This is a genomic window from Synechococcus sp. BS56D (assembly GCF_004332405.1).
Taxonomy (GTDB): Bacteria; Cyanobacteriota; Cyanobacteriia; order PCC-6307; family Cyanobiaceae; genus Synechococcus_C.
Genome location: NZ_PHQU01000001.1, coordinates 223,410 through 248,685 on the forward strand (window position 1 = coordinate 223,410; position 25,276 = coordinate 248,685).

36 protein-coding genes are annotated in these 25,276 nt (G+C 64.1%); 16 read left to right on the forward strand and 20 right to left on the reverse strand.

The window, feature by feature from the left end; translation table 11 throughout:
* Window positions 1–29 precede the first annotated feature (29 nt).
* Window positions 30–611 carry a hypothetical protein gene (locus CWE17_RS01245; RefSeq protein WP_131454544.1) on the reverse strand — a complete coding sequence of 194 codons (582 nt, stop codon included), beginning with the start codon at window positions 609–611 and terminating at the stop codon, window positions 30–32.
* A 127-nt stretch (window positions 612–738) separates the two neighbouring features.
* Here CWE17_RS01245 and CWE17_RS01250 point away from each other — a divergent pair, with 127 nt between their 5' ends.
* Complete coding sequence (locus CWE17_RS01250) at window positions 739–933, forward strand: hypothetical protein (RefSeq protein ID WP_131454545.1); 195 nt, start codon at window positions 739–741, stop codon at window positions 931–933.
* A 22-nt stretch (window positions 934–955) separates the two neighbouring features.
* Here the strand turns inward: CWE17_RS01250 and CWE17_RS01255 are convergent, their stop codons facing one another.
* The gene (locus CWE17_RS01255) at window positions 956–1,189 is read right to left on the reverse strand and encodes a hypothetical protein (protein ID WP_131454546.1); all 234 of its coding nucleotides are present in this window, start codon (window positions 1,187–1,189) and stop codon (window positions 956–958) included.
* 14 nt (window positions 1,190–1,203) lie between these two features.
* A complete protein-coding gene (locus CWE17_RS01260; protein WP_131454547.1) occupies window positions 1,204–1,695 on the reverse strand; it encodes a hypothetical protein in 492 nt (163 codons plus the stop codon).
* A gap of 69 nt (window positions 1,696–1,764) precedes the next feature.
* Between CWE17_RS01260 and CWE17_RS01265 the strand changes: the two genes are divergently transcribed.
* Window positions 1,765–2,040 carry a hypothetical protein gene (locus CWE17_RS01265; RefSeq protein ID WP_240789188.1) on the forward strand — a complete coding sequence of 92 codons (276 nt, stop codon included), beginning with the start codon at window positions 1,765–1,767 and terminating at the stop codon, window positions 2,038–2,040.
* 30 nt (window positions 2,041–2,070) lie between these two features.
* Here the strand turns inward: CWE17_RS01265 and CWE17_RS12115 are convergent, their stop codons facing one another.
* Both CWE17_RS12115 and CWE17_RS01270 read right to left on the reverse strand, forming a co-directional pair.
* On the reverse strand, window positions 2,071–2,226 hold the full coding sequence (locus CWE17_RS12115; protein WP_161567578.1) for a hypothetical protein: 156 nt from the start codon (window positions 2,224–2,226) through the stop codon (window positions 2,071–2,073).
* A gap of 98 nt (window positions 2,227–2,324) precedes the next feature.
* The gene (locus tag CWE17_RS01270) at window positions 2,325–2,570 is read right to left on the reverse strand and encodes a Nif11-like leader peptide family natural product precursor (RefSeq protein WP_370318262.1); all 246 of its coding nucleotides are present in this window, start codon (window positions 2,568–2,570) and stop codon (window positions 2,325–2,327) included.
* 89 nt (window positions 2,571–2,659) lie between these two features.
* Here CWE17_RS01270 and CWE17_RS01275 point away from each other — a divergent pair, with 89 nt between their 5' ends.
* Window positions 2,660–2,890 (forward strand): hypothetical protein, encoded by a 231-nt coding sequence (locus CWE17_RS01275; RefSeq protein WP_131454548.1) that lies wholly within the window; start codon window positions 2,660–2,662, stop codon window positions 2,888–2,890.
* Between the two features lie 4 nt (window positions 2,891–2,894).
* Here the strand turns inward: CWE17_RS01275 and CWE17_RS01280 are convergent, their stop codons facing one another.
* Window positions 2,895–3,176: a hypothetical protein gene (locus tag CWE17_RS01280; protein ID WP_131454549.1), complete on the reverse strand. Its 282-nt coding sequence runs from the start codon at window positions 3,174–3,176 to the stop codon at window positions 2,895–2,897.
* Between the two features lie 618 nt (window positions 3,177–3,794).
* Here CWE17_RS01280 and CWE17_RS01285 point away from each other — a divergent pair.
* Window positions 3,795–5,192, forward strand: a complete 1,398-nt coding sequence (locus tag CWE17_RS01285) for a glycosyl hydrolase family 57 (protein WP_240789212.1) — start codon at window positions 3,795–3,797, stop codon at window positions 5,190–5,192.
* A 6-nt stretch (window positions 5,193–5,198) separates the two neighbouring features.
* Here CWE17_RS01285 and CWE17_RS01290 read toward each other — a convergent pair whose 3' ends face one another.
* The gene (locus CWE17_RS01290; protein ID WP_131454550.1) at window positions 5,199–5,501 is read right to left on the reverse strand and encodes a TIGR03894 family protein; all 303 of its coding nucleotides are present in this window, start codon (window positions 5,499–5,501) and stop codon (window positions 5,199–5,201) included.
* Window positions 5,502–5,572: 71 nt separating this feature from the next.
* Between CWE17_RS01290 and CWE17_RS01295 the strand changes: the two genes are divergently transcribed.
* The 3 genes from CWE17_RS01295 to CWE17_RS12475 all read left to right on the forward strand — a co-directional run bounded on the left by CWE17_RS01295 (window position 5,573) and on the right by CWE17_RS12475 (window position 7,838).
* Window positions 5,573–5,950, forward strand: coding sequence for a DCC1-like thiol-disulfide oxidoreductase family protein (locus CWE17_RS01295; RefSeq protein WP_131454551.1), 378 nt, complete (start codon window positions 5,573–5,575; stop codon window positions 5,948–5,950).
* Between the two features lie 417 nt (window positions 5,951–6,367).
* Complete coding sequence (locus CWE17_RS01305) at window positions 6,368–6,886, forward strand: hypothetical protein (protein WP_131454553.1); 519 nt, start codon at window positions 6,368–6,370, stop codon at window positions 6,884–6,886.
* Between the two features lie 7 nt (window positions 6,887–6,893).
* The gene (locus tag CWE17_RS12475) at window positions 6,894–7,838 is read left to right on the forward strand and encodes a WbuC family cupin fold metalloprotein (protein WP_370318258.1); all 945 of its coding nucleotides are present in this window, start codon (window positions 6,894–6,896) and stop codon (window positions 7,836–7,838) included.
* On the opposite strand, the gene CWE17_RS01320 is transcribed toward CWE17_RS12475, so the two are convergent.
* Window positions 7,827–8,474 carry an SOS response-associated peptidase gene (locus CWE17_RS01320; RefSeq protein ID WP_131454554.1) on the reverse strand — a complete coding sequence of 216 codons (648 nt, stop codon included), beginning with the start codon at window positions 8,472–8,474 and terminating at the stop codon, window positions 7,827–7,829. The two genes, CWE17_RS12475 and CWE17_RS01320, sit on opposite strands and share 12 nt — an antisense overlap.
* A 49-nt stretch (window positions 8,475–8,523) precedes the next feature.
* Complete coding sequence (locus CWE17_RS01325) at window positions 8,524–9,030, reverse strand: DoxX family protein (protein WP_131454555.1); 507 nt, start codon at window positions 9,028–9,030, stop codon at window positions 8,524–8,526.
* A 300-nt stretch (window positions 9,031–9,330) separates the two neighbouring features.
* On the opposite strand from CWE17_RS01325, the gene CWE17_RS01330 reads away from it, so the two are divergent.
* Together CWE17_RS01330 and CWE17_RS01335 are read left to right on the forward strand one after the other, a co-directional pair.
* A complete protein-coding gene (locus tag CWE17_RS01330; RefSeq protein WP_131454556.1) occupies window positions 9,331–9,555 on the forward strand; it encodes a chlorophyll a/b-binding protein in 225 nt (74 codons plus the stop codon).
* Between the two features lie 3 nt (window positions 9,556–9,558).
* Entirely contained in the window at window positions 9,559–10,032 is a 474-nt protein-coding gene (locus tag CWE17_RS01335) for a hypothetical protein (RefSeq protein ID WP_131454557.1), read from the forward strand.
* Here the strand turns inward: CWE17_RS01335 and CWE17_RS01340 are convergent.
* From CWE17_RS01340 to CWE17_RS01360, 7 genes are all read right to left on the reverse strand, one after another.
* Window positions 10,022–10,636 carry a pyridoxamine 5'-phosphate oxidase family protein gene (locus CWE17_RS01340; protein ID WP_370318259.1) on the reverse strand — a complete coding sequence of 205 codons (615 nt, stop codon included), beginning with the start codon at window positions 10,634–10,636 and terminating at the stop codon, window positions 10,022–10,024. The two genes, CWE17_RS01335 and CWE17_RS01340, sit on opposite strands and share 11 nt — an antisense overlap.
* Complete coding sequence (locus CWE17_RS01345) at window positions 10,618–11,346, reverse strand: peroxiredoxin-like family protein (RefSeq protein WP_131454558.1); 729 nt, start codon at window positions 11,344–11,346, stop codon at window positions 10,618–10,620. Before CWE17_RS01345 ends, CWE17_RS01340 begins: the two co-directional genes overlap by 19 nt.
* Window positions 11,346–11,507: a hypothetical protein gene (locus CWE17_RS12175; protein WP_164498730.1), complete on the reverse strand. Its 162-nt coding sequence runs from the start codon at window positions 11,505–11,507 to the stop codon at window positions 11,346–11,348. Before CWE17_RS12175 ends, CWE17_RS01345 begins: the two co-directional genes overlap by 1 nt.
* Window positions 11,508–11,606: 99 nt before the next feature.
* A complete protein-coding gene (locus tag CWE17_RS01350; RefSeq protein WP_131454559.1) occupies window positions 11,607–11,780 on the reverse strand; it encodes a Nif11 family protein in 174 nt (57 codons plus the stop codon).
* A 77-nt stretch (window positions 11,781–11,857) separates the two neighbouring features.
* Window positions 11,858–13,417 (reverse strand): carboxypeptidase M32, encoded by a 1,560-nt coding sequence (locus tag CWE17_RS01355; RefSeq protein ID WP_370318260.1) that lies wholly within the window; start codon window positions 13,415–13,417, stop codon window positions 11,858–11,860.
* A 34-nt stretch (window positions 13,418–13,451) separates the two neighbouring features.
* Window positions 13,452–13,628 carry a hypothetical protein gene (locus CWE17_RS12055; protein ID WP_161567576.1) on the reverse strand — a complete coding sequence of 59 codons (177 nt, stop codon included), beginning with the start codon at window positions 13,626–13,628 and terminating at the stop codon, window positions 13,452–13,454.
* A 56-nt stretch (window positions 13,629–13,684) separates the two neighbouring features.
* Window positions 13,685–13,936 (reverse strand): hypothetical protein, encoded by a 252-nt coding sequence (locus tag CWE17_RS01360; RefSeq protein WP_131454560.1) that lies wholly within the window; start codon window positions 13,934–13,936, stop codon window positions 13,685–13,687.
* A gap of 65 nt (window positions 13,937–14,001) precedes the next feature.
* On the opposite strand from CWE17_RS01360, the gene CWE17_RS01365 reads away from it, so the two are divergent.
* Window positions 14,002–14,916, forward strand: coding sequence for a histone deacetylase (locus CWE17_RS01365; protein ID WP_131454810.1), 915 nt, complete (start codon window positions 14,002–14,004; stop codon window positions 14,914–14,916).
* A 10-nt stretch (window positions 14,917–14,926) separates the two neighbouring features.
* Here the strand turns inward: CWE17_RS01365 and CWE17_RS01370 are convergent, their stop codons facing one another.
* Window positions 14,927–15,169: a hypothetical protein gene (locus CWE17_RS01370; RefSeq protein ID WP_131454561.1), complete on the reverse strand. Its 243-nt coding sequence runs from the start codon at window positions 15,167–15,169 to the stop codon at window positions 14,927–14,929.
* Window positions 15,170–15,228: 59 nt separating this feature from the next.
* Here CWE17_RS01370 and CWE17_RS01375 point away from each other — a divergent pair, with 59 nt between their 5' ends.
* The 5 genes from CWE17_RS01375 to CWE17_RS01390 all read left to right on the forward strand — a co-directional run bounded on the left by CWE17_RS01375 (window position 15,229) and on the right by CWE17_RS01390 (window position 19,697).
* Window positions 15,229–15,519 carry a 4a-hydroxytetrahydrobiopterin dehydratase gene (locus CWE17_RS01375; protein ID WP_131454562.1) on the forward strand — a complete coding sequence of 97 codons (291 nt, stop codon included), beginning with the start codon at window positions 15,229–15,231 and terminating at the stop codon, window positions 15,517–15,519.
* Between the two features lie 50 nt (window positions 15,520–15,569).
* Window positions 15,570–16,736, forward strand: coding sequence for a GTP-binding protein (locus CWE17_RS01380; protein ID WP_131454563.1), 1,167 nt, complete (start codon window positions 15,570–15,572; stop codon window positions 16,734–16,736).
* A 105-nt stretch (window positions 16,737–16,841) separates the two neighbouring features.
* A complete protein-coding gene (locus CWE17_RS12180) occupies window positions 16,842–16,988 on the forward strand; it encodes a hypothetical protein (RefSeq protein WP_164498731.1) in 147 nt (48 codons plus the stop codon).
* Window positions 16,989–17,091: 103 nt separating this feature from the next.
* Window positions 17,092–18,132: an extracellular solute-binding protein gene (locus CWE17_RS01385; RefSeq protein ID WP_131454564.1), complete on the forward strand. Its 1,041-nt coding sequence runs from the start codon at window positions 17,092–17,094 to the stop codon at window positions 18,130–18,132.
* Window positions 18,129–19,697, forward strand: a complete 1,569-nt coding sequence (locus CWE17_RS01390; RefSeq protein ID WP_131454565.1) for an iron ABC transporter permease — start codon at window positions 18,129–18,131, stop codon at window positions 19,695–19,697. Before CWE17_RS01385 ends, CWE17_RS01390 begins: the two co-directional genes overlap by 4 nt.
* Here CWE17_RS01390 and CWE17_RS01395 read toward each other — a convergent pair.
* Together CWE17_RS01395 and CWE17_RS01400 are read right to left on the reverse strand one after the other, a co-directional pair.
* A complete protein-coding gene (locus tag CWE17_RS01395; protein ID WP_131454566.1) occupies window positions 19,676–21,844 on the reverse strand; it encodes a PhoX family phosphatase in 2,169 nt (722 codons plus the stop codon). The two genes, CWE17_RS01390 and CWE17_RS01395, sit on opposite strands and share 22 nt — an antisense overlap.
* Before the next feature lie 15 nt (window positions 21,845–21,859).
* Window positions 21,860–22,879 (reverse strand): esterase-like activity of phytase family protein, encoded by a 1,020-nt coding sequence (locus tag CWE17_RS01400; protein ID WP_240789189.1) that lies wholly within the window; start codon window positions 22,877–22,879, stop codon window positions 21,860–21,862.
* Window positions 22,880–22,886: 7 nt separating this feature from the next.
* Here CWE17_RS01400 and CWE17_RS01405 point away from each other — a divergent pair, with 7 nt between their 5' ends.
* Complete coding sequence (locus tag CWE17_RS01405; protein WP_131454567.1) at window positions 22,887–23,783, forward strand: cation diffusion facilitator family transporter; 897 nt, start codon at window positions 22,887–22,889, stop codon at window positions 23,781–23,783.
* A gap of 49 nt (window positions 23,784–23,832) precedes the next feature.
* Here the strand turns inward: CWE17_RS01405 and CWE17_RS01410 are convergent, their stop codons facing one another.
* Window positions 23,833–25,275 (reverse strand): MFS transporter, encoded by a 1,443-nt coding sequence (locus tag CWE17_RS01410; RefSeq protein ID WP_131454568.1) that lies wholly within the window; start codon window positions 25,273–25,275, stop codon window positions 23,833–23,835.
* Window position 25,276: the final 1 nt, after the last annotated feature.

Sequence of the window (25,276 nt, forward strand, 5' to 3'; positions counted from 1 at the left end):
CGGCGCAAGAAGATTGAGCGCAAGAAGATTCAGCGCAAAAGCGTGAGATCGGGATACTGATCCGTGAGCTTTCCGTTGCTGTCGTAGGTGTTCATCGCCAGCCGATTGCTGCCATCCAGAGGAACCGCCAACTGCACCACGGCGTCACCGGTTGGACAGGGTTTCGGAAACAGGATGAGGCGCGCAACGCCAAACACCAGGTCGCTGGGCTCATTGGGGGGCACCAACTGATCCGGGAAAGCGCCGTTGCGGCCCCAGGGCAGAATCTTCACGCTGTAGTCGCTTTCGCAGATTCCATTCGCTGGCGTCCCCCAGCGGATCCGATTCGGCTCCACCGACAGCACATCCACGACGGCGCGTCCGGCCGTGCTGTTGGCCTTCCAGCGACCCAGATAAAAGTTGTCGCGAGCCCAGTCTTTGGGCTTATCCGGCTCCCCTGAAGCCTGATCGGTGACGGGCTGTTTGTTGGATTCAGCACCAAGCCGATAGGCGCGCATCGCCCCGCCATAGATCAGCCCGATCACATAGCCACTCGCCTGGTAGGCGATGGCGCTGCCAACCCCGGCGATCAGGGCCGCGCTCAGCAGGGCGTGACCAGTGGAGCGACGCATGACCCTCGCTGGATTCAACCCAGAAAGGCTAGGGAGCTCCTCGGACAATGAACCGTCAGGAACTCAACGCCGACACACACCCCATGGCCGTTTGAGGTGACGATGGGGCGCCCGATCCCAACCGCCCATGTCCGGCGGCACCATGGCCTTCCCGGAACACCACATGATCCAGGAGATCCTCGAGGCCTATGCCGGTCGGGTGGCCGCGGACGTGGCCGACGCAGCGGACGAGCAACAACCTCTGATCGAGTCCTTCCACATTCAGCTGCTCACCCTCAGCCCCCAGCAACTGGATGTGGTGCATCAGGAGTGGTGTCCCTGAGGCCGAACCCGCCGTGCTGGCCCTAGAAACTCAGGCGACAGCGGGCGGCATGCATCTGAAGCTCACCAGAAGAACTGCCATTCATGGGGTTGTAGGCATAGGGCGCCCGGTTGCCGGAACCCAGCTCTGCGACGCCGCAGTCCATGCTGCGGCCGTCAATCTGCAGAGAGAACTCCTCGATGGGTATCCCGGATTGCTGAGGGCTCTGCCGGCGAATCTCCACAGGCGGTAAGGGCGGAATGGATGGTGGGTCCACGCGTGCCCTGAGCCTCAATGCCAGCCAGCATGCCCTGGACAAAAGCGGTTGGCCACTGCCAGGGCCGTGGGGTCGTTGGTCACGGGCTGCCAACCCTTCGGAACTGAGCGGGGGATGCGCACATCACCGAGGCGGTCAAAGGTGCGGTCCTGACAGTCGAGGTGATAGGTGAAAAAGGAGCGGGTCGACCCCGCGGGCATCCCACCCGTGAGGCTCGGAGCCACATAGCCATCACGCCAACACCGGTTGCGCTCGCAGCGCACCGTGCCGGGGTTGCCTTGATTCAGTCGAGCGGGGATGGCTGGCCACTCGATCACCGTGTGGCCGACGAATTCCAGATATCGATCACGACGACCGCTGAGCACAATCGGTCGCACGGAGGCATCGTCGTAGCTGTAGGGGCTTGGCACCGGCACGGCAACCATCTCCGCCATCGCTGCACCCTCCAGGCCGATTAGCACCTGAAGCAGGGCCGCTGCAGCGGTCATCAACGGCAGACGAGGCATCGGTCTTCGCTTGGGCCCTCACTGTCGATGGCACAGAGCCCGAAGATCTCCCCCAAATGGGGGAGGGTTGTGACCAGCTGCAACTCAGGCTGCGGTATCAAGGCAATGACGTTCGGCAGCACGGGATCGATGGCAAGTGCAGGGGGAGCGACGCCGAATCCGATCGGCCATGCGGTGGAGCAACTCTCGAACGCAGTGTTTCCTCAGGCATCGCTCGGACAACTGCTGTTCACCCTCCTGTTACTCGGCCTCGTCGCGCTGTTGATCGGCGTCCCCATCGCCCGCCAACGTCGCCACGTGCAGCAGTTTCAGAAGCGCGTTCAGGAGCGCGACAAACCGGACTAGAGCTCAAACGCCCTTACAGCTCAAACACCCTTACAGCTCAAACACCGTGCCCAACAGGCTGGCCGGATGATCCACCCCATCCGTGCGCAGCAATTCCAATTGCAGCAGCAGGACGACATGAGCCGAGAAGCGAAGCGCCGAAACGATCGCGAGGCCGAGGCAGAGAGGGCAGTGCATCAATCCCATGGATGCAGCTTCGAGCGGTTCTCCCTCCGCTGACGAGAACCGTGCGATTTCTTGACCTTGCTGTGAAGCAGGGAGGCCACAGGGTCTCCGCACTGCGGTCAGTAGTAACGCCCTGGATACTCCCCGGGATGGTCCACCCGCGTCACCCGCACGCCGGCCACGGATCGCCCTGAAAGGCGCAGAAGGTCGCTCCCCGAAACGGCATAACCCAACTCCTGGGCGAGCATGGCCACCTGATCCGCAGTGATCGCCTCCTGCACCTGCCGCCGCAACTGCGGATCGCGCGCCAGCCGCTGAAGAAACTGCTCGAGCGGATTCAGAGGCCTTCCATGCAGTCGAGGCAGACCCTACAGGCAGCGATCAGCCTTAACCCTTTCTCCCTTGCACAACACCAACTCCCAGACTTAGTACATGCGTACTGATTCCGAGGACCATGGAGGACTGGGGCTTCATTGAGCAGGGCGAGCTGCGCATCAGCCGCTGCGCCAGCGTCTGCATCACCTGCCAACACTTTCGCTACAGCTGCGATCAGCACTGCCGAACGCTGCTCGCCTGCGGACTTCGCCAGCGTCTATTGCCCCAGGGAGACCATCTCACCCGCACCTGTTCGTTCTGGGCCCCCACCTGGCAGCAACAGGCGGGTTGGGCACCGGAGGTGGCCTGAGGAGTCAGCGCTCTCGCCAGCGATTCCAGGCCTTTCGATGCCATGGGGTGACGTCCTGCAAGGGAGGCGGAGGCCCTTGCTGGACCCGTTCCATCCGCTCCAACTCCGCACGCAGCTCACGCAACACGGGGATCAAAAGAAGCGCTGCAACGAGTCCCACCACCAGGAGGACCGGCAGCAAGGTGACCAGCCAGATCGCAGCCACGGTCGCAGCCACAATCCAGGCGAGCATGGCACTCAGTCGCCGCAGCCATCGCGGCCGGCTTCGCCCAGGAAGTTGCTTCATGGCAGCAGCGCTTTTGCCCTCACTCTGCCGCGGGCACGCCAGATTCAATCTCGGTCAGCGCCAGTCGTGAGGCAATGCGCCTTTACACCGATTGCCGATGTGTTCCAGGCAACCAAGACTGAGTGCATCGAGATCGGAGGAACCGGATGACGGCAGACACTCCACCTGAGCAACTCCTAGAAGCAAGCTGACTTTCTGGCCCCTGCTCCAACAGTTTTCACACCCAAAGAAGGGCTCGTCACCTCATCAGGTCATCAACGCCTGAACGACCCTCCACACCGCACCGCCACAGGTGCCCTTCGGAGTCAAAAGCCCCTCACCTGGAACCATGGCCCCAGGCGCCACCAGCCAGACGCTTCCTGTTTCCTTTCGCTTCACACACTGTCCTTCGCAACGGAGTTTCTTTCTGATTCGCGTTCAGTTCAGTCGATGACAGGAAACTGATGAACAAACGAGCGACGTAGGCCGTCTCTTCCATCCGGGAGGGGCGGCCTCCTTCGTGAATGGTCATCGCAGCCAGCCTGGACCATGCTTTGAACAAACGGAGCAGCTGCCACCTTGATCACCACCAGTGCTCCACCGCCGATCGCCGGCCGCGAAGACGAGCTCCGGGCCCTGATGGAACAGCCCGCGCTCAGACCACTCACCTCCTCAGAGCGACCGCTGGCGTCGAGTAGCTCCGCCTTTGCCTGTGCGCTGCACATGCATCAGCCCACGATCCCTGCCGGGCCCGATGGAGCACTGATCTCCCACCTGCAATACATGTTGGATCACCCCGGCGAGGGGGATAACCACAACGCCGAGCCGTTTGCCCATTGCTACCGGCGAATGGCCGAGCTGATTCCCGAGCTGATCGGTGAGGGCTGCGAGCCGCGGATCATGCTCGATTACTCCGGCAACCTGCTCTGGGGTGCCACCCAGATGGGGCGTGAGGACATCACGGGCGCGCTCCGATTCCTGGCCTGCGACCCGCAGATGCAGCGCCATGTTGAGTTTCTCGGGAGCTTCTGGAGCCATGCAGTGGCCCCCTCCACGCCGATCCCGGATCTGAAGCTGCAGATCAGCGCCTGGCAGCATCAGTTTGCGGCGATGTTCGGTGATGAGGCGCTGCAGAGGGTCCGGGGTTTCTCGCCACCGGAAATGCATCTGCCCAACCATCCCGACACCCTGTTCAGCTTCATCACCGCTCTCCGGGAGAGCGGTTATCAGTGGCTGCTGGTTCAGGAGCACAGCGTGGAAACCCTCAGCGGTTCCCCCCTGAGCAGGGAGCAGTGCCTGCTGCCCAATCGCCTGGTGGCCCGCAATGCTTGCGGCGAGGAGATTGCGATCACAGCGCTGATCAAGACCCAGGGCTCCGACACCAAGCTCGTGGGTCAGATGCAGCCCTGCTACGAGGCACTGGGGCTTGATCGCCTCCCCCTCGGCACCAAAACGGTGCCCGCCCTGGTGACACAGATTGCCGATGGTGAGAACGGGGGCGTGATGATGAACGAGTTTCCCGAAGCCTTCCGGCAGGCCCATCGCCGTCTCCGTGAGAACGGAAACGGCTGCATCGCCCTCAACGGCACGGAGTATCTGGCGCAGCTGGATGCCGCCGGAATCGACACCAGTGCATTCCCAACCATTCAGGCCGTAGGTCAGAGCCGGCTCTGGGAGGCGGTGGGATCGGCCCCGACGCCGGCAGCTGTGCAGGCTGCGATCGAGCGACTGCAGCAGGCCGATCCCTCCTTTGCGATGGAGGGATCCTCATGGACCAACGATCTCAGCTGGGTGCAGGGATACGACAACGTTCTGGAGCCGATGCAGGAACTCAGCGCCCGCTTTCACGCCCGCTTCGATCCACTGCGCGATCAGGATCCAACAATCAGCCGACGCGCCGACTACCAGGAGGCCCTCCTGCATCTGCTGCTGCTGGAAACCAGCTGCTTCCGTTACTGGGGGCAGGGCACCTGGACCGACTACGCCAAGGAGATTCACCGACGCGGCATGGCGCTGCTGGAGGGGCAATCCGGCTGAGGGGCGTCAGCCGGCCGTACTGGAGCGGCGACGCACCACCCGGCGCCCATCCGGGGTCTGCTCCACGGTCGCGTCACCCCCGGGGGTAGTGGTCACGTCCTCGCCCTTCGGCTCATCTTCGGGAGGTTCCATCTCCGCCACCAGACCCACAATCACCGCAGCCTGAATCTGATCGGCGAGATCACCGATGGTCATCAGCGCCTTGAGGGTGAGCTCCAAGCGGGAATCACGGGGCAAGCCGGGGCGAAGCTTTTTCACGCTGGCCCAGAGCTCCTGAGCCACTTCCTTCAGCAGGGCCTTGTCAGACATCCCTTCACAACAATCAATCGCATCAACCTACCCGGCTGCGAATCAGCCTCGGAAGCAGCGAGAATGATCCGATGCCTCTCACCCTTGTGTATGACGGCGGCTGCCCGTTCTGCCGTCATTTCGCCCTGCGCAGTGAACTGCTCGGCGGCATCCCCGATCTGGTGATCCGCGATGGCCGCGCTGATCACGGGCTGCGACGGCAGCTCCGCGAGCAGGGCCACGACCTCAACAAAGGCGCCGTGCTGATGGATGGTGCACGGGTCTGGCATGGCAGTGAAGCGATCGCTGTGCTCTGCCGCCAGCTGACGCCGACTGACCCACTGCTTCAGTTGCTGCACGGACTCTTCCGCGACAGCCGCCGCGCCAACCTGCTCTATCCAGGCCTTCTCGCCGCCCGGCAACTCGCTCTCGGTCTGCAGGGCCTACCTCTGGATCCGGATCGAGCCTGAGCTCAGCTGATCCGCTCAGATCAGACGGCTGCCCCGGGAGGGCAGTGGCAGCGGTTGGCGCGGAGATCTCTGCTTGAGCTCAGGCTGCGGCTGCGGCTGCGGCTGCACAGGAATCAATCGATAACGGACGCGCACCCGCGTTCTCGATGCGCAGTGGGTGAACAACCCCAGCGCCAAAACAATCAGAAGTCCGGTGCGCACCCTTGGCTTCAAGTCACTCCCCGTGATGGTCGTGGTCCGTATGGCATGACTCTGCAGGGCAGGACGATCCCGTCCATCATCGGTGGGGTATTCGTCAGGCGCGCTTCACGATGAACGGCAAGTTGCTGGTGGTGACCATCCTGCTGGCACTGGCCGGGGTCGCCGCGTATGAATACGTCCTTCTTCAGGGCCTTGCGCCTGCCTGAGTTGGCTCCCATGGTTTCGCGTCTGTTTTTCGCCCTTCTCCTGGTCACGGCATTGCTTCTGGGCCCTTCAACGGCCTGGGCCGCCGACCTGAAACTCAGCGCCGTGGAGCTTGCCCCCTGCGACGCCGCCGATCCCGGAGCCCAGCCGGGAGCGACAAGCGCCAGCAACCGCGGCAGCATCAGCAGCCCGGAGGGAGCGAGCTGCTACGTGCTCACGGGCACCGTTGAGAACCCCGGCCGCCGTCCCGTGGTCGATACCGACGTCTACGCGCGCATCCTCGACAGCAGCGGCGAGCCGGTCCTGCAGAACCGCACACGGGTGGGGTCCATCGGCGATGTGGAACCTGGTTCCCATCCCTTCGCCTTGCGTCTGGCCGTGCCCACCGGCACCCCAGGCCCCTTTGAAGTGAAGAACGCCCGCGCGCGCGGCTTCAGTGCTCCGGTGCGCAGCCGTGCCGGCGACGACGAAGAGCTGCTGCCCTTGGAGCAGGGCGTGATCAGCAGCCAACCCGACCCCGGCCCCCTCTGACTCCTCGATGGACCTCGTTCTGTTTCTCTGCACGGGCAACTACTTCCGCAGTCGCTTTGCGGAGCAGTGGTTCAACCACAGGGCACGTCAGCTCGGACTTGATGACCAAGTCCAGGCCTGCTCAGCCGGCCTGGGGGTGAGGCCTGACAGCGGCAACGTCGGACCGATGGCCAAGGAGGCTCTGGCGGCCCTGCGGGAGCGCGGATTGGAGCTGGATCCAGCGGATCTGGCCCTGCCGCATCAGGTGAGCCGCCAGGAACTCGAGCAGGCCAGCTGCGTCATCGCCGTGGATGCCGAAGCCCACCGCCCCATGGTGCAGGCCCAGTGCCCTGACTGGGAGGAACAGATCACGTTCTGGAGCGTGAAGGACCTGGGCGAGGGGGAGGCTGATGCCGACCCGATCGTCCAGCTGCAGGGGCGGGTGGAGCAGTTGCTGCAGCGCTGGCAGGTGCAGCTGAAACGCATCGACCAGCACCTGCTCGATGCGGTTGCCACCGAAGCGCGCCAGCGCGAACGCCTGCGACTCAACCACAACCTTCACCGGGAGAGCGACCTGGTGCAGAGGTTTCTCAATGCACTCCAGCCTGGCACCTACGTGCGCCCCCACCGCCACGTACGAGCCGAAGCGGGCACCGGGTTCGAATGCTTCCTGGTGCTTCAGGGGGCGCTCGGCCTACTGGTCTTGGATGCTCAGGGCCATGTGTTGAGGCAGGAACGGCTGAGCGCCAAGGGCTCCCTACGGGGTGTGGAGCTGGCGGAGAACCAGTTCCACACCCTGGTGGCCCTGGAACCCGACACGGTGATGTTCGAACTCAAGCAAGGCCCCTATACCCCCACTGCCGACAAGGACTTCCTGCCGATGTTCCCGCTCGAGGGGACTCCAGAGGCCCAGGATCAGGAGCTGCGCTGGCGGGATCTGTTCAACGGAAGCGGCCCCAGCTCAGAACAATGAGCCCTGGACCGGCGCCTCAGCGGGAGCGCGCAACGGTGTGAGCGGTCGGACCTGCCAGCCGACTGGATCCCACCCCAGCAGCAAGGGCTCGAGGGCACGCAGCTCGGCACCATCGCTCGGAGCCATCCAGGCCTCCTCCAGTCCTGCGGGAATGAGCACCGGCATCCGGTCGTGGAGGGGGCGGATCAAGGCGTTGGCCTCGGTGGTGAGCACGGTGCAGGTGTCCACCTCACTGCCATCCGCACCGAGCCAGCGCTCCCAAAGGCCCGCGATCCAGAAGGGCTGACCGTCATCCCGGGCGATCTGCTGGCCCTTCTCAAAAAAGCAGCTGGCCGGCAACAGGCAGCGCCGGTGTCGCCAGGCCCCACGGAAGCTGGCCTTTTCGGCAACGGTTTCGGCTCGGGCATTGAACGGCCTTGGGCCGGTGGATGGGTCCTTGACCCAGGAGGGGATCAACCCCCAGAGCATCAGGGCGGCTTGGTCCTTGCCCTCCTCGCGGCGCAGGGCCAGCAGCGGTTCACCCGGGCGGATCAGATCCCTTGGGGCGTAATGACGGCGATGGTCCCCATCAAGACGCTCCAGCAAGGGAACCGGCAAGTTGGGCAGGGCTGTGCTCAAGGCATAGCGACCACACATCAAGCCAGCTCCCGGCAGCCAAAGGCCTCCTCATTCAAGGAGACCCAGCTCAGCTGGCAGACCCCACGGTTTCCACATCGGGTTGAGAGCTGGCAGCAAAGGAGGCCTCCAAGCGGGTCTGCTGTTGGCTGAGTTCAGGAGCCAATCGCCGCACGATCAGTTCATCGACAGCGAAGCGTCCGGGGCCCACGGCCAGCACAGCAGCGGCACTGGCGAAATAGAGGCCGAGCAGCTCCAGCAAATAGATGTTGAAACCGTTGATCACGATCGCGTGGTAGATCGCAACACTGATCGTGCCCAGAATCGCCAGCGCCCCGAAACGGGTGAGGAATCCCGTGATCAGAAGCCAGCTTCCGGCGATCTCGGAGAACGCCGCCAGATAAGAGAGGGTGATCGGGAAAGGGAGGTGAAGCGGCCGCACAAAGGCGTCAGCAAAGTTGTCGATATTGGCCAGCTTTTCGTAGCCGTGATGGATCAGCAGTGAGCCGGTGAAAACCCTCAGCACCAACAGGCCGAAGTCGGCAAGAAACGGGCGCGTCAGCAGAGTGCGCAACACAAGAAAACAAGCAGGTTTACAAAACGTAAGGAGGCGTCCACGCCTGCCGTGGACGCCGGGTGGTGCTCGCGGACGATTGAGCAGAAGTACTTAGGCAGCAGGCGGCACCACAACCGACACTCCGGCGCGCCAGGATGCATCAAGAAACGAAACGTTTTCTTGACATGAGCACGGAATCCTTTCTTGTCATCGTCCTAAGCATCGGCGGCGCCCTGGCCAGCATCAGTTTCTGGAAGTTCAGCCAGGCCGACTCCAGTGCAGGTAAGGCTGAATAAGCTCAGCCACCCTCTGCTGACCCCCATGCCGGACGATTCCGACTACCGCTACGAACCCCTGGAGGCCTTCGGGGAGAGCCTCACGACGCGGCGCCCCTGGAACACTCAGGCCCTCGTGGGCGTTGAACGCCTCAACGGGCGCGTGGCGATGCTGGGCTTCGTTGCGGCTTTGATTGGCGAGCGACTCAGTGGCGTTGGCCCCGCCGGTCAGGTGCTGGCAGCCCTGCGCTGGTATCTCAATCTCGGCTGACCCATGCACGCCCCGGATCGAAAGGAACTCCTGGAACTCGAGCAGGGGGCACGCCGCCATGGAAGCGGCATCACGACCACGGAACTCGTGGGCTGCTGGCAGCTTCAAACCGTCTGGCCCCGCACAACCGGTGAGGCCAACGGCATGAGCGGTTGGCTGCTTCGACAGCTTCAAGCTCGCCTGGAGATCGCCATCGATACCGATGGCCAATTAAGCCTCAGCAATGCGGTGAATCTGGGCGCCCTGGAACTGCGCTTCCGAGGCCCCGGGCAACTGATCGGGGCTCGTCCTTTGCTGCGCTTCCACTTCACGACCCTCTGCCTCTCCCTGGGAAAGCAGGTCCTGATCGAGCGGCACCTGCCCGCCCCGACAGCCCAGAAGGAGCCTTTCTTCGCCCTGATTCATCGCGACCGCAACGGTTCACTGACGGCAAGGGGACGCGGCGGCGGACTTGCTCTCTGGACGCTCAGGGATTGAGCCGCTGCTCCCGCCAACCCTGCCCCTGCTCCCAGCAGCGGCGCAGGTGAGGATGTGGCTTGAGATCCAGCTGCTCGACGCGATCGATCACCACCTGCAGCAATCGAAACGCCTCCGGCAGTGGGCTGCCATCAGGCAGTTGCTCGGGCCAGGGTCCCTCCGGCACGAACGAGGCCCCGGGAGCGGGCCAGCCCCACACCGCCCTCCCCTGGGGCGACATCCCCTGCCAGTGCTGCTCGAGGGCTTCGATCGCTTCTGCGGCCCCGATGACCCGGGCAGTCCCCCGCAGTCGGAACTGCTCCCGAGCCTTGCGAAAGAGCCAACAGAGCTCCACCCGTGGCTGCTGAATCAGATCCTGCGGCTTCTCGCTGCGGGCATCCGTGAGCAAATCGAGCTGGGCAGGGGCCGACCACCCCCGGAACACCAGGGTGCGCACCCGGGGGGTGCCATCACTGGCCAATGTGGCCAGCTGCAGCCATCCGCCCCCGGGGGCACGCCCCTCCCGCTCGCGGGCAGCGCGCAACAACGGTCTCCAGGGAGGCGGCCCACCAGTCACTGGCGCATCACTGCGTTGCGATACGACGCTCACGCCTGCGAGAGCCAAGGTTCGAGAAACGCCAACGGTTCATGCATGGTCTCCGAGAAGCCGAGGATGCCGCGATCGCGATGGCAGTAGAGCAGGCTGTCGTCGGAATCAATCAGGAAGGTGCCGCCCCGCTGGGTGATGAAGGCGTCATCCGGCACATAGGTGCGCCAGTGGCGCAGCACCTCATTCATGTTGCGCAACCGCAGGGTGGCCAGTTCAAAGGGGCGCTGAAAACCGCTGCCTCCAGCGCGCTGAAACAAAGACGCCGGGAAAGCAGGAAGCACCCCCGTATCGATCACGGCGTCGTCGGTGAAACGCTGGGCCGCACGACGATCACCGACGTAACCCCGCAGCACCTCAGCCAGAGTGCCTGGTGACCCGAGGCCGGCACACATCAGCAAAAGCCCTGGCCACGGTCCACCCGGCGTCCTGAGACCTGCATACAGCCCCAGGGAACGATGCAGCTGGGCATCAGGCACCACCTCCAGCGCCGTGGACGGGAAGCCAGTGAACGCACAGAACCTCTCGGCGCCCGCCTCATCTCCGATGGCGATCGCCAGAAGGCTGATGCCGGCATCCCTGAGCCTGGGTAGCACTGGCACCAGGGCCTGGGCGTACTCCATCGAATCAAAGTCACCGAGCTGGCTGAGCAACAACACCAAACGGCGGCCCGTCTGGCAATCAGCCGTCTGCCGTAGGCGAATCAGCAAAGACTCCGGAGCCTGCATCAGCGGGGGGGCAACAACTCTCTCTCGCCTGTCACAACCGCAGAGCAAGGCGACTCGTCCAAGCGATCCAGTTGATGGGCAAATTCCCTGAGCTCCGCATCGAGCTCAAGCAGCATCACGGCCAAGGCCTGGGCCAGCTCGCAGCTGAAGGATCGCGGCATGCCAGGTCTCAGGCGGGACTCATCCGTTGTAGAGGGCTGGCAGCCACTGTCGTGGCTGCCGTTGCGGCTCAGACACAAAACGGTCCAAAGCCATCTGGATCACTGATGCTCCCGCTGCCAACGGCTGAGGTTGGCCGGGGAGAATTTGTGACCGTGACGAAGCGCCACCTTGGCGACGCAGGTGTTGTCGCTGCCGCAGCTCTCCACCTCACGACGAATCGTGTCGTTGCTCTGAGCCTTGGAGAGGAACGTCTCCAGTTGTTTCATCGACATGGTCATGCCAGCGATGGGACTCCCCACCGCTAGACACCTGGCGCGTGTAAGCAGCGACACATCGCTTTTTCTTCTGATCAGGTGCTCCCTGACAGCGCCGGAGACAGCCGGCCGATTTTCGCCTCGAGATAAGCGAGAAACGGCTCGGCCGACAGGGCACGGCCACTCACCTGCTCCACCAGCTGCTCCGCATTGAGGGCACGGCCGATCGGATGCACATGCTCACGCAGCCAGGCGAGCATGCCGCCGAGATCGCCACGGGCGACGTGGTCTTCCGGGGCACCGATCGCCGCGGTCATCGCCTCGCTGAGCTGGGCACTGATCAGATGACCCAGCAGATAGGAGGGGAAGTAACCGAACAATCCCTCGCTCCAGTGCACATCCTGCAAACACCCCTCAGCATCGTCGGCAGGCTTGACCCCAAGCAGGTCCCCGTAGCGACGGTTCCATTCCTGCGGCAGATCGTCCACTGCCAGCCCCTGCTCCAGCAGCGCCAGCTCCAGATCCGTGCGGATCAGGATGTGTAGTCCGTAGCTGAGTTCATCTGCTTCCACGCGATTGCAGCCTGGCGCCATCGGATTCATCGCCCCCCAGAACTCCCTGGCCGACCCAAGCGGGGCACCCGCCGCGGCGAACCGTTCCCACCAGCGCTCAGCGAAGGGGAGGCTACGGGCCACCCGGTTTTCCCAGAACAGCGACTGGCTTTCATGCACGGCCATCGACGTGGCCTGCCCTAGGGGCCAGGCAAACCACTGGTGGCTCGCGGTGGGCAGCCCCTGTTCATAGAGCGAATGCCCCCATTCATGCGCCGTCGCCAGGAAACAGGAGAGCGGCTGACCAGCCACCACCCGGGTGGTGATTCGGAAGTCGCGGGGGCCAAGGGTGATCGAGAACGGATGCGGGGATGCGGCCACGCAGGTGATCGCCGGATCCCGGCCCCAGTCCTCCAGGAGCTGATCACAGAGCTGCTGCTGAGTCGCCGCAGGCAGATCCCAACTGAGGGACGTGGGCCTCGGGCCGCTGCGCAGCTGATCCAGCAGTTCCGGCAACCGCTGGCGCAAGGGCGCAAACAACTGCTGAAGTCGCTCCAGGCTGAGATCGGGCTCAAAGGGCTGGGCAAGGGTCTCCCAGCAGCTGCGCGGTTCCGCCAGCTGGCGGGCCTGCTCCTGACGCAGGGACACCATGCGGGTCAAGGCCGGCGCAAACAGGCTGAAATCAGACCTGACCTTTGCCTGTTGCCATCGGTCGTAGCCCTCCGCCTTGGCGGTGGCCAGGGCGCTGACCAGATCAGGATCCAGGGCTTGCTGACGACGTAAGTCCTGCTCCAGCAGATCCAGATTGCGCCCGCGGGCCTGCAGTTCGTTGTTGCTTGCAGCTCCTGATGCAGCAACGGCAACGTGCCAGTCCTGTCGGGCTTCGGCGATCAGGTCCGCATAGGACGCAGCGCTCTGACGGGCATGGAGCTGCCGCGCCAGCAAGGCCAGCTGCTCGCCACGCCAGGCAGCCCCTCCGCTGGGCATGCGCGTGTTCTGATCCCAGTAGAGCGTGCTCTGGATCGAACCAAGCAGGTTGGTCTCCCTCAGATGGGAGCCCAGGCGCTGCCAAGCGCTGCTACGACCGCTCACTCCGATCAACACCAATGTCTCACCACCCTCTCAAACAGGCCGCGACTTAGCGCCGCAGGTCACGGGTGCGACGCCGTGCCTGCTGCTCGCTTGTCCACGTGGCCCAGCGACGCCACTCCACCTCACTGGCGGGCTGAACCGCTGCCACCAGGGCGTTATCGGTCCAATAGTCAGGGGAGTCCAGGGTTCCCAGATGGATCGGACAGGAGGGTCCAGCCTTCACAGCAACGCCTACAGATTGTCTTAAGACTGGCTCACGGTGAGACCGACCTGCAAGCCCTACTCCACGCTTTCGCCTTCCACGGAAATCTCGAAATCGATGCCGAATCGATGGGCCGTCGCCCGAAAGCGCCGAGCCAACTCGATAAAGAGCTTCTTCACAAGCGCCTCATCGAAGTCATAGATCTCGAGGTTGGCGGTCTTGGCAACGGCCTGCAAATCCTCGATCAGCTTCTCCACCCGCGGCGCAAACACCTTGCCGAACCGGGCCCGCCGCTCGGCGGAACTGTTGAAATCAGGCGTCTCCGCCATCGCGATTAGAAGGGAATCCGGGCAGTTTGGCCCATTCCCCTCGCAGCACCCCTGCAGCTCTCGAAGTGCCCCTGCCGATCGTCTACCACCCCCGGTACTCGGCCCCTCTGCCCAGCAGCCATCGCTTCCCGATGGCCAAATTCCGTCTGCTCCATGCTCTGCTGCTGCAGCGACGCTGGATCCGACCAGAACAGGTGCACACTCCGCTGAGCATCTGCCGGAGGGACATCGAGCGCGTCCACGGGCGCCATTACCACCAGGCCTTCAGTCGCAATCAGCTCGACCGCAGCGCCCTGCGGCGAATCGGTCTGCCCGCAAGCCGGGAGCTGGTGCAACGCACCTGGCTTGCCGTCGGGGGCACCTTGCTCACGGCAAGGCTGGCCCTGCGCCACGGCATCGCCTGCCATCTGGCGGGTGGCACCCATCACGCCCACCCCGGCTACGGAAGCGGCTTCTGCATCTTCAATGACTGCGCTGTCGCCGCTGCTGCTCTTCTGGCGGATGGCGTGGTGCGGCAGCTGATGGTGATCGATCTTGATGTGCACCAGGGGGATGGCACCGCCGCCTGCTTTGCCGCTGATCCACGCGTGTTCACCCTTTCAGCACACGCCCAAAGCAACTTCCCCCTGCGGAAGGGTGAAAGCGATCTCGACATTCCACTGTCGGATGGCACCGATGACGAGCTCTATCAACAGGCCATTGGAGACCGCCTGCCAGAACAGCTTGATGCCATCCGACCAGACCTTGTGCTCTACAACGCCGGCGTCGACCCCCACCGGGACGACCGCCTGGGCAGGCTGGCTCTGACGGATCAGGGTCTCCTGCAACGAGACCGGCTGGTTCTGGATGCCTGCCTGCGACGCTCGATTCCCGTCGCCACAGTGATTGGCGGCGGCTATGACTCCCTTGAACCTCTCGTGGAGCGGCATGCGCTGATCGTGCGAGCCGCCCTGGAGCAAGCGAGGCTCTATGCCATCTGAGCCGAACGCTTCACTTCCGACGGCAGTAGCCGCCGCCCACATTCATCCAGCCGGAGGGGCAAGGCTTGCCATTGGTTGGCTTCACCGTGTAGGTCACCAGACCCAAGGTGCTGCACTTGCCGTTGAACGTATCGACGTAGCCCATGGGGCACAGATCGGCGATTTTGGGCACCACACGCTGGGCATGCGCCCGGCAGGGAAGCCAGGCAAAGGCCGCACCGAACAAAGCAAGCGTCAGGACAGTCCGGCGCATCAGAGCTGACGGCGGGTTCTGAGCGCAAGACTAGGTCTGATCCTCCGTGCGTCACCGCGATGGCCGCCACCCTGCTCAGCCCAGATGCATGCGCAGCACTCAGCCATCAGCTGCCTCTTTGGGCGATCGTCGATGGAAAGCTGACCCGCCAATGGACCTTCGCCAATTTCAGTGAGGCCTGGGGCTTCATGAGCCGGGTCGCCCTCCTAGCGGAGGCCATGAACCATCACCCCAACTGGAGCAACGTCTACGCAACGGTGACCATTCAGCTGCACACCCACGACCTCGGGGGACTCTCCAGTCTCGACCGAGCCCTGGCCGAAGCGATCGATCGCATCACTCCTGCCTGAGGCCTGCCAGCATGGTGGGCTGGACTTCGTCGGCTTCCCCCGCAGCGACCATGACAGCCACCCCAACCAGCACAGCGATTCAGGCCAGTGGCGTGCCGGTGACGATCCTCACCGGCTTTCTGGGGGCTGGAAAGACCACGCTGCTCAACCACATCCTCAGCAATCAAGACGGCGTCAAGACCGCCGTCCTCGTGAACGAATTCGGCGAGATCGGCATCGATAACGATCTGGTGGTGAGCACCGGCGAAGACATGGTGGAGCTCAGCAACGGCTGCATCTGCTGCTCGATCAATGGCGAACTGCTGGAGGCGGTGGATCGGATCCTGGAACGACCTGACCCGGTGGACTATCTGGTCGTCGAAACCACTGGCCTGGCCGACCCGCTGCCTGTGGCGATGACCTTTCTGGGTAGCGAGCTGCGCGACCAAACCCGACTGGATTCGATCATCACCTTGATTGATGCTGAGAACTTCGGCCCCGAGGTTCTCGACACCGAGGTGGGGCGCTCCCAGGTGATCTACGGCGACATCCTTCTGCTGAACAAGACCGATCTCGTAGAGGAGGAGCGTCTGCAGGCCCTCGAGAAAAGCCTCAAGGAGGTGAAGAAAGATGCCCGGATCCTGCGCTCGGTCAAGGGTGAGGTTCCACTGCCGCTGCTGCTGAGCGTGGGGCTGTTCGAATCAGACCGCGTGGTCAGCGCCTCCAGCGACCCGAGCCTCGATCACAGCGACTGCGATCACGACCATGGCCATTGCAGTCATGACCATGAGCATGACCACAGCCATGGTCATAACCACAGCCATGGTCATAACCACAGCCATGGGCATGACCACGGGCATCACCATCACCACAGCCATCACGATCACCAGGATCACGATCACCACGGTCAGGGCAACGCCGATCATCTAGCGATCGAGGGTTACACCTCCCTCTCCTTCAGCAGCGATGGCCCCTTCGCCCTGCGCAAGTTCCAGAACTTCCTCGACAATCAACTGCCGGCTTCGGTGTTCCGCGCCAAGGGGATTCTCTGGTTCAACGAAAGCGATCGCCGCCACGTCTTCCACCTAGCTGGCAAACGCTTCTCCATCGATGACAGCGACTGGCCCGGCGAGCGCAAGAACCAGCTGGTCCTGATCGGTCGCGATCTCGATCACGCCCTGCTGCGCAAACAGCTGCAGGCCTGCGTGGCCAAGGATGCCGGTCAGGGCTTCGGCTGAACACCGCAGCAGGGCTGTAAAGCGCAGCAGGGCTGTAAACCGCAGCATTGATCACAGGCGGAATCCCTCGAGGATGATTAGTGTGGCCTTCTACCGGGAGAGGGAATGGTTGAACTTCTCACTGCAGGCACCCTGCTCATCGCCCTAGGTGTTGCCTTCTGGCTTCTGGTGGATTCCGACGATGACAACAGTGGAGGCGGCCTGATGGAGCCCGCCCTGGTTCCGATTCCGGTTCGTCAGCAGCGCCGCTGAGCCCTGAGAACCCCACCTCACCTCCCCGCCAAGGCGGGGATTTTTTTTGCCCGCCGCCGGTGACGGCTATTGAGTATCATTCGCAACCAGTTAGCATTCGCAAATGCGGATCAGTCTCAATAAAGCCCGGATGGGTCGCCTCTCAGCCTTTGCCTTGCTGCTGATCAGCTCAGGCCTCCTGGCCTCCTGCAGCAACCGAAGCGAACAGGAAATCGGCGTGTACTCCGGTCGCCACTACAACACCGATCAGGCGCTCTACGACCGCTTCACCGCCGAAACCGGCATCAAGGTGAAATTGCTGGAAGCAAAGGACGATGCCCTGATTCAGCGGCTTCGCTCCGAGGGATCGGAATCGCCGGCAGACGTGCTGATCCTTGCCGATGCAGCGCGCCTGGATCGTGCGGCCGACCTTGACCTGTTCCAAGCCGTGGATTCAGAAACGCTCAAAGCGGCGATCCCGGCCGATCTGCGGGATCCAGCGAACCGCTGGTTTGGCCTCACCCGCCGCCTGCGTGCCCCAATGATCAACCCGGCGGCTCTGCAGCCCTCCGAGGTCGACAGCTACGAGAAACTGGCCCAGCCCGCCCTCAAGGGCCGCCTCTGCCTGCGCAATCGCCGCAGCGTCTACAACCAGTCCTTGGTGGCCTTCGTGCTCGATCGCCAAGGGGAAGCAGCCACAGCCGCCTGGATCCGCGGCATGGTGGCCAATCTGGCGCAGCCGGTCTTCAGCAGTGACACCCCCATGATCAGGGCCGTGGCCCAGGGGCGTTGCGGTGTCGCCCTGGCCAACAGCTACTACCTGGGACGACTGCAGGCAGGCGACTCAGGGGAGACAGATCGCAGCCTCTCCACCAAGGTCAAGGTGGTCTGGCCCGACCCGGTGCACGTCAACATCACCGGGGCCGGCGTCACCCGCGGCAGCCGGCAACCAGCGGCAGCCCGTCGCTTCCTTGAATTTCTTGCCTCCAGTCAGGCCCAAGGGGGCTACGCAGCCGCCAACCATGAATATCCGATCAAAGGCTTCGGCGATGACCCAGTGCTGAAGGCCTGGGGTCCGTTCCGGCAAGCTGATGTTTCCGCCGCCCGTCTCGGTGAACTCAATGGCAAGGCGCTCGAACTGATGACGGCCAACGGCTGGCAATGAGCAGCTCAAGGCTGGCAGCGACCCAAGGGGGGCCTTGGCGGCCTGGTCGGCGTCTGCTGAGCGCGGGCGCCCTGCTGCTCGCCCTGCTGGCACTGTGGCCTGTGGCCGGGCTGCTGCGCGAGGGCCTGCAGGGGCTGTCCAACGGTTCCGCCCGGCTGGGAGCTGACGGGAGCCTGCAGTTGCGAGGAACCACCCTGCTGCTCCTGGGAACAGCGCTCCTGGGAGGGCTGCTGGGGACAGCCAATGGCTGGCTCCTGGCGAACTGCCGTTTTCCAGGTCGACGACTGTTACGGATCGCCCAGCTCCTCCCCCTGGCCAGCCCCTCCTATCTGCTTGCCGCCACCCTGATCGACCTCGGAAGCCGCCAGGGTCTGCGCATCCATGGACTGGGGTGGGGGGTTCTTGTGATGGCCCTCAGCACCTACCCCTACGTTTTTCTGCTCAGCACCGAGAGCTTCACGATCTGCGGGCGTCGCCAACTGGAGGCCTGCCGCTGCCTGGGGGTCGGCCCCTGGAACAGCTTCCGAAGGATCGCCCTTCCCATGGCCCTCCCAGCCATCGGTGCCGGCATTGCCTTGATGGGCATGGAGGTGGTGAACGAACTTGGCGCTGTGCAGCTGCTCGGCATCCCCAGCCTCTCGGCCGGAATCCTCCAGGCCTGGCAAGCGGAGGGAAATCCCACCGGTGCCGTGGGTCTTGCCCTGATCACCCTGGCGATCGTGATGGTGTTGCTGGTGGGTGAACGGCGGTTGCGACGACGCAGTCGTCGCTGGTCGGATGGGGTGGCCGGTGGTGAATCACCCGCCTGGCCCCTGCAGGGTCAGCGCGCCTTTGCAGCCCAGGCCCTGGCCCTGGTCCCCCCACTGCTCAGCCTGGGAATCCCGCTGCTCTGGGCTGCTATCAACGTTGATCAGCTGAAGTCAGGGCTCAGTGCTGAACTGTTGCTGCTGGCTGGTCGCAGCCTCGGCCTTGCCCTCGCGGCAGCTGGGCTAGCCCTCTCGGCGGCCCTGGTGCTGGCCATCGCCAAACGCTGGAGCAGCGCTCCATGGCTGCGCAGCCTGACCTTTCTCGCTGGCATGGGCTATGCCGTTCCTGGGGCTGTGCTCGCCCTCGCCCTGCTGCTCCTAGGCGGGCCCTGGCGTCTCGCTCCTCTGCTGTTGTTGCTCTGGGGCTACTGCGACCGCTTTCTGGCCGTCGCCAAAGGCGGACTGGACGCTGCCCTGGAGCGCCTCTCCCCCAGCCTTGATGAAGCGGCCACAGGCCTGGGCTGCCGCTGGCCAGATGTTCTCCAGCGGGTGCATCTCCCCCTGCTGCGTGGCCCCATGGCGGTCGGAGCACTCCTGGTGTTCGTCGACACGGTGAAGGAGCTACCCCTCACCTTCGCCCTGCGCCCCTTCGATTTCGACACCCTGTCTGTGCGGGTGTTTCAGTACGCCAGCGATGAGCGGTTGGCCGCAGCCCTCTGGCCAGCTCTGATGATCCTGCTTCTGGGTCTTGTTGCCTCCCTGGCCTTGATCCCAGGCCTAGAACGGCAGCAGCGGGATCAAGCACCCAGCAGAGGCTGACCGTCGAGGCGCTGCACCACCACCACCCCTGGACGGGGAGGGCGCCCCGGGGCCTGCGAAGGCCAATTGGAACCCAGAGGCACCCGGCGAAGCTGCTCGATCGTGCCGCCATCTCGGTCTTGAAGACGGTGGGCCTGATACTCCTCAGCACCGGCCAGACGGCGCCCGTTCACCTCACCGGGGTGCTGCACCGCCAGGAACAGGGCCCGCTCCTGTCGATCGAGGCAGAGTCCGGTGAGCTCAGATTCCATCGGACCGATCGCAAAGCAAGCCGCTGACTCCCCATCCCCCAAACGGGGGATGAACCAGCAGCTGTTATTGCCGAATTGATCACTGGCGGCGGACTTCGTGGAGCGGTCCGTCACGATCCAAAGGTTGCCCCCGCGATCAATCGCCAGGTTGTCGGGGTTCGTGAAACCAAGTCCACCGGCCCAGGGCTCCCCTCCGGTCACGGCCATGCGCCAACGGAATCGGGAGGATTCATCACTCAGGCGCATGACCCAGCCATGGCCCCAACTGGCCTCACCCCTGGGACCGCTGAAGATCGCCGGGTCGGCACCGCCGCTACTGCCAGGAGCACCAGAGGTGAAAGCCACCAGCAGATCCCCTGTGATCGGATCGATCTCCGTATCTTCCGGACGGGCCGTGGGGGTTCCACCGATGGCGGAGGCAGCCAGATGGGCATCAATCAAGATCGCGCCCTGCAAGGCCTCACCATCGCCGCGATAGAGGTCCGCCAGGGTGGGGAACCGCCGGGCATAGGCAGCCACCGCCGCATCGTCACGGAACAGCTCGGCACCGGCGCGAGCACGGTCGGAATGGGGCAGTTCCACTGGACAGCTGAGGCCAGCCGCCTGAAACCGCCCTGGCGCAAACGGCTGCACCGATGTCTGCGGCAGCAAGGGCAACCATTCGCCGGTGCCATCAGCAGCAAAACGGGCCACCTGGAGCTCCCCCGCCTCCAGCAGGCGGGAGTTAGCAGGATCCTCCGGGCGCGTCACGCGCCCCTCACTCACGAAGCGGTAAAGGTGGCCACCCCTGCGGTCACAACCGGAATAGACCACCAGTGGCTCACCGGCCCTGGCCCGCATCGCTACCGCCTCATGGCGGAAGCGACCCAGGGCCGTGTGCTTTCGCACAGTCGAGCCGGGATCCGCCGGATCGAGCTCCACCATCCAGCCGTACTTGTTGCCAGCCAGCCCGTAGGGATTACCAAGGCCTGCCAGGGCGCCGGCCCGGCAGACCAGGGGCATGGCCCCGGGTTCCGAGGCGCTGCCATCGGCGTACACAGCCTCCGGCACCTGCGACTGGAAGTTCTCCTCTGCACTCAGCACTGTGCCCCAAGGGGTGGTGCCCCCGGCGCAGTTGGCGAAGGTACCGACCACCGCCACCCCTAAGCCATCGTCGTAACCCAGACGCTGGGGCGCTGCGAACACCGCCGTGGCCGGCCCTGTGGCCTGCAGGCACTGGGCGGGATCTTGCCAGCCGGCCAGCCCATCCACCCGTCGTTCCCGGCGGTCAACGCTCCGTCGCCAGATCCCCTGACCATCGCGCTGCAGGTGGATCACCCCCACACCCAGGTCTGCCATCGCCTGGTCGGTCACCGCGCGGATCTGGCCCAGCAGAGGGTCATCGGCGGGGAGGCGGCTGGCATCGATCAGACCATCACGAGCTGCCAGGGCCGACACCAGTGCCTGCCAGGGCAGGGGCTGATCCACCACCTCTGCAAAACCATCGACCCAAGGAAGCGGGCTGATGTATTCGAAGTTCACGACCAGAAGCGCCTCGTTCTCCCCACGCGGCACAAAGCCCAGGTAGTCGTTGTTGAAGCCAAAGCGACCCTGCGCCAGGGGATCCCCCCAGGCGGCGAGCAGATCGCTGCGAAACCCCTCCGGCACCACCAGACGATCCTCGATCGCCAGCTGCCGGTAATGCTGCTGCTGCTGAGGCGCCGCCAGACCATCGCTGCTCACCGGCAGGGGCGTCGGCACAGGCTGAAACGGCCAGGTCCCGGCCTGCACTGTTTTGGTTTTCCCAAGAGTTTTCGCCAGAGGTTTCGGCGCACCAACGCTTTGGGCTTCGGTGCGACTGGCCAACAGTCCGGCCCCAGCGAGGCCGAGCAGGCTGAGCACAGAGCGACGGCGCATGGGGAGAGAAGCGAATCAGAAGGAGGGAACAGGCGGCAGGGCCACAGCGCTGCAAGCTGCAGTACGCCGCGGCGCCAGCACCGCAACCCAGCTTCGCTGAGCAGGATTGAAGTTGTCGTCGCTCACCAGCACAAGAGCCCGACGACCATCCGCCAGCCGCGGCCCCCAGGTCATGCCCTCCCAGTTGTCCGGCGGCAGACCTGAGGCCAGAAGATCCCAGCCCGCCACTGGGCGAAGCGGTGGTGCAGCCGGTCCATCCGGCCAAGGCAACCACTGCAGCTGAGCCGTCCAGGCGGAGGGCGGAACATAGCTGCGCAGCAAGGCCAGGAGGCCACGCGGCTGTTTCAGGGTGAGCAGTTCGGTGAGCCCCTGAGAGCGCAAGCTGGCGCTTCCGGCAGGACCGATCGACAACCGGCCGAGCTCCTGCATCTGCCCATCGGGTGCGCGGCGGGCAAGCCGCACAACGTCGACATCTCCCTGTGTCCTGTCCTGTCTCAGAGGAGCCTCAGCCCCCAGGAGCAAACCGCCATCAGGGTCGCTGCTGAGCGCCTCCGGCCCCTTGTTCGACTCCAGGCCCCGGCCGGGGGCGAAGCGCCAGGCCACCGGCAGGGCTACCTCCTGCTGCAGACGACCATCAGCCATCGAAAAGCGCAGCAACTGAGGAGGACGCTGGCCCTGCCAACGCTTGCTGCGCCTGCCCTCGCTCACGATCCAAGCCTGATCGCCCCGCAAGACAAGGCCCTCCCCATCGAAACGCCTGGGCAGGGGCTCACCGCCACCATCACGAAGGAGCAGACGCGTCCCCAGCTGCAGGGGCGTGCCGGAGCGGATCCAGCGGGCCACACCACCAAAGGGCACCAGATGTCCCTGGGGGGCATCACTGAGCAGCCAGAAACGATCGGCTTCCGGCTGGTAGGCAATCGCTGAGAACCCACCGAGGGGCAAGCCATCATCCGCAGAACGCGGCAACTCCTGCCTGCGGATTAATTCCCAGCCGGCCTCGGGCGGACAGGGCAGGATCAGGGAAAGCGGCACGGGATGCGTGGCCCATCATCACCACCATGATCACGGCTCGGGTGGCCGTCGCGATGCCTTCAAGCTCACAGTGCTCCTCAATGGCGCGCTGAGCGGTCTGCAGATCGTGGTGGGGATCGCCTTCGGATCCATCGCGCTGATCGGCGATGCCCTCCACAACCTCGGCGATGTGGCTGGCTTGCTGCTGGGCTGGGGGGCTGAGCACCTGAGCCGTCGCCCACCCACCGAACGGTTCAGCTACGGATTCGGACGATCCACCCAACTGGCGGCAGTCAGCAATGCGGTGTTGATCCTGATGGCGTCAGCGGTGGTGTGCGTGGAAGCCATTCAGCGCATCGGCCGACCGGAACCGCTGGTGGCAGGCCCGGTGGCCTGGGCAGCCTCAGCAGGGCTGGTGGTGAATCTCGTTTCAGCGCGGCTGTTTGGCCATCACCATCAGCATGACCTCAACCGTCGTGCCGCCGTCCTGCACCTGCTCAGTGATGCGGCGGTCTCGGCGGCCGTGCTGTTGAGCGCCCTGCTAGCGGGAGCCACGGGCTGGACCTGGCTGGATCCGCTCACCGGCCTTGGGGTTGGGCTGAGTGTGGCCTGGCTGGGGGTGCGGCTGCTGCGAGATTCGCTGGCCGAAAGCCTGGATGCGGTGCCGAACCGCATCGATGCCGATGCCGTGCGCGCAACGCTGCGAAGCCTCGGCGCCGTGGAAGCACTCCATCACCTGCACATCTGGTCGATGGGAGGCTCCCGGGTGGCCCTCACCGTTCATCTGGTCCGTCCGGCGGATCACGCCTGGAACGACGACCGCCTACTCCAGGAGGCCAACCATGCCTTGGCCGACCTCGGAATCGACCATTGCACGATCCAGATCGAAAGCCCGGCAAGTCCGTGTGCAAGAGAAGGCTGTTGATGAGTGAAAAGGCCGTTGATGAAAAAGCTCTGAACGCAACAACTGCGCCTCAGATGCTCTCCATATCGCGGCCCTTGGGCTCGATCCGGTAAATCCAGGTGACCACAGCACCGAGCAGGGAGGTCACCACCAACACCATCAGCAGCTTTTCCGTGCCCCACACCTGAAGCAGAGTGGGAAAAAAGAACGCCGTCAACACGGCACCAACCTTGCCGCTGGCCGCAGCGAAACCAGCCCCGAGGCCACGAATCTTGGTGGGGAACACCTCGCCTGCCAACAGATAGGTGGTGGCATTGGGGCCGAAGTTGGTCATGAACTGGAACAACAGGAACCCTGCGATCACCAGCGGCAGGTTGATGGTGGAGCCGCTGCCGCCCAGGCCAGCAATGAAGAGACCAGCCGCACAACCGACAAACCCCGTCACCTGAAGCGGGATACGCCCCCAGCGATCCGCCAGCAGGATCGCCACAGCGATGCCCACCAGGAATCCCACATCGATCAACGCCGTGCCCCGGGCACCGATCACGTCGTTGTGGATCAGAGCCGAAACAGTGTGCTCATGGCTCTGGGCCCCAAAAGCCGTGGCGATGATCACCGGCGTGAAGATGCCGATCCCGTAAGTCGAGAGATCCTGCAGGAACCAGGGCACCGAGGTGAGGATCGTCGAACGCAGATATTTGCCCCGAAACAACTTGGTCCAGTCATGGCTGCGCTGCTGGGCGTCGATCTCCTCAAGGCGGTCCACACCGGCAAGGGTGAGGTTTTGACGATTCAGCAGTTTGCGCAGCTGCTTCTCGGCCTTCTCGGGCAGACCACGGCTGACCAGCCAATGACTGCTCTCAGGCAGAAACAGACGCCCCCAAATCACAGCAGCCACGGGCACCACTGGCACCAGGAAGAACACCCGCCAGGCATCCAGGGCATCGGGCGATGACGCCATCGAGCCGAGCACAATCGATGCGATCGCCGTCCCGAGCACGGCACCGATGGCCTGGAAGCTAAAAGCGCCGAGCACCAGCCGGCCCCTGATCGAGGCAGGGATGCTCTCCGAAATCACCAGATGAGCCGTGGGATAGTCAGCCCCAAGCGACAGCCCAATCACAAACAAACTGGCGATCAACACGCCCTTCGAGGGCGCCGCTGAAGCCACCAAGAGCGCGATCAGCAACAGCACCATCTCACCGATGAAGACGGGTTTGCGCCCAAGCCGATCAGCCAGCCCCCCCAGCAGCAGCGCACCCACGAGGATTCCGGCCAAGGTGGCCGCCGTCACCAGACCCTTGTCGAAATCGGTAAGGCTGAACTGCCTGGTGATCAGGGGTAATCCCACCCCCTGCATGAACACGATCATCCCCTCGAAAAACTTGCCCGCCGTGGCCAGGGACCAGACCAGCCACTGCATCGAAGAGAGCGGTGGGCCAGCCAGCGGCGACCCGTCGTCCCAGACGGGAACATCCTCGATGTATGCCTGAACGGAGTGCTTGTGTTTCACG

Coding starts and splice junctions, on each gene's coding strand:
- CWE17_RS01390 (WP_131454565.1), top strand. CDS start 18,129: ATGAGCAGCTCAAGGCTGGCAGCGACCCAAGGGGGGCCTTGGCGGCCT.
- CWE17_RS01385 (WP_131454564.1), top strand. CDS start 17,092: ATGCGGATCAGTCTCAATAAAGCCCGGATGGGTCGCCTCTCAGCCTTT.
- CWE17_RS01305 (WP_131454553.1), top strand. CDS start 6,368: ATGGTTTCGCGTCTGTTTTTCGCCCTTCTCCTGGTCACGGCATTGCTT.
- CWE17_RS01320 (WP_131454554.1), bottom strand. CDS start 8,474: ATGTGTGGTCGCTATGCCTTGAGCACAGCCCTGCCCAACTTGCCGGTT.
- CWE17_RS01370 (WP_131454561.1), bottom strand. CDS start 15,169: ATGCGCCGGACTGTCCTGACGCTTGCTTTGTTCGGTGCGGCCTTTGCC.
- CWE17_RS01285 (WP_240789212.1), top strand. CDS start 3,795: ATGGAACAGCCCGCGCTCAGACCACTCACCTCCTCAGAGCGACCGCTG.
- CWE17_RS01250 (WP_131454545.1), top strand. CDS start 739: ATGTCCGGCGGCACCATGGCCTTCCCGGAACACCACATGATCCAGGAG.
- CWE17_RS01245 (WP_131454544.1), bottom strand. CDS start 611: ATGCGTCGCTCCACTGGTCACGCCCTGCTGAGCGCGGCCCTGATCGCC.
- CWE17_RS01275 (WP_131454548.1), top strand. CDS start 2,660: ATGGAGGACTGGGGCTTCATTGAGCAGGGCGAGCTGCGCATCAGCCGC.
- CWE17_RS01395 (WP_131454566.1), bottom strand. CDS start 21,844: ATGCGCCGTCGCTCTGTGCTCAGCCTGCTCGGCCTCGCTGGGGCCGGA.
- CWE17_RS01360 (WP_131454560.1), bottom strand. CDS start 13,936: ATGGCGGAGACGCCTGATTTCAACAGTTCCGCCGAGCGGCGGGCCCGG.
- CWE17_RS01375 (WP_131454562.1), top strand. CDS start 15,229: ATGGCCGCCACCCTGCTCAGCCCAGATGCATGCGCAGCACTCAGCCAT.
- CWE17_RS12180 (WP_164498731.1), top strand. CDS start 16,842: ATGGTTGAACTTCTCACTGCAGGCACCCTGCTCATCGCCCTAGGTGTT.
- CWE17_RS01280 (WP_131454549.1), bottom strand. CDS start 3,176: ATGAAGCAACTTCCTGGGCGAAGCCGGCCGCGATGGCTGCGGCGACTG.
- CWE17_RS01295 (WP_131454551.1), top strand. CDS start 5,573: ATGCCTCTCACCCTTGTGTATGACGGCGGCTGCCCGTTCTGCCGTCAT.
- CWE17_RS01330 (WP_131454556.1), top strand. CDS start 9,331: ATGCCGGACGATTCCGACTACCGCTACGAACCCCTGGAGGCCTTCGGG.
- CWE17_RS01350 (WP_131454559.1), bottom strand. CDS start 11,780: ATGTCGATGAAACAACTGGAGACGTTCCTCTCCAAGGCTCAGAGCAAC.
- CWE17_RS12175 (WP_164498730.1), bottom strand. CDS start 11,507: ATGCCGCGATCCTTCAGCTGCGAGCTGGCCCAGGCCTTGGCCGTGATG.
- CWE17_RS01290 (WP_131454550.1), bottom strand. CDS start 5,501: ATGTCTGACAAGGCCCTGCTGAAGGAAGTGGCTCAGGAGCTCTGGGCC.
- CWE17_RS12115 (WP_161567578.1), bottom strand. CDS start 2,226: ATGGGATTGATGCACTGCCCTCTCTGCCTCGGCCTCGCGATCGTTTCG.
- CWE17_RS01345 (WP_131454558.1), bottom strand. CDS start 11,346: ATGCAGGCTCCGGAGTCTTTGCTGATTCGCCTACGGCAGACGGCTGAT.
- CWE17_RS01335 (WP_131454557.1), top strand. CDS start 9,559: ATGCACGCCCCGGATCGAAAGGAACTCCTGGAACTCGAGCAGGGGGCA.
- CWE17_RS01380 (WP_131454563.1), top strand. CDS start 15,570: ATGACAGCCACCCCAACCAGCACAGCGATTCAGGCCAGTGGCGTGCCG.
- CWE17_RS01260 (WP_131454547.1), bottom strand. CDS start 1,695: ATGCCTCGTCTGCCGTTGATGACCGCTGCAGCGGCCCTGCTTCAGGTG.
- CWE17_RS12475 (WP_370318258.1), top strand. CDS start 6,894: ATGGACCTCGTTCTGTTTCTCTGCACGGGCAACTACTTCCGCAGTCGC.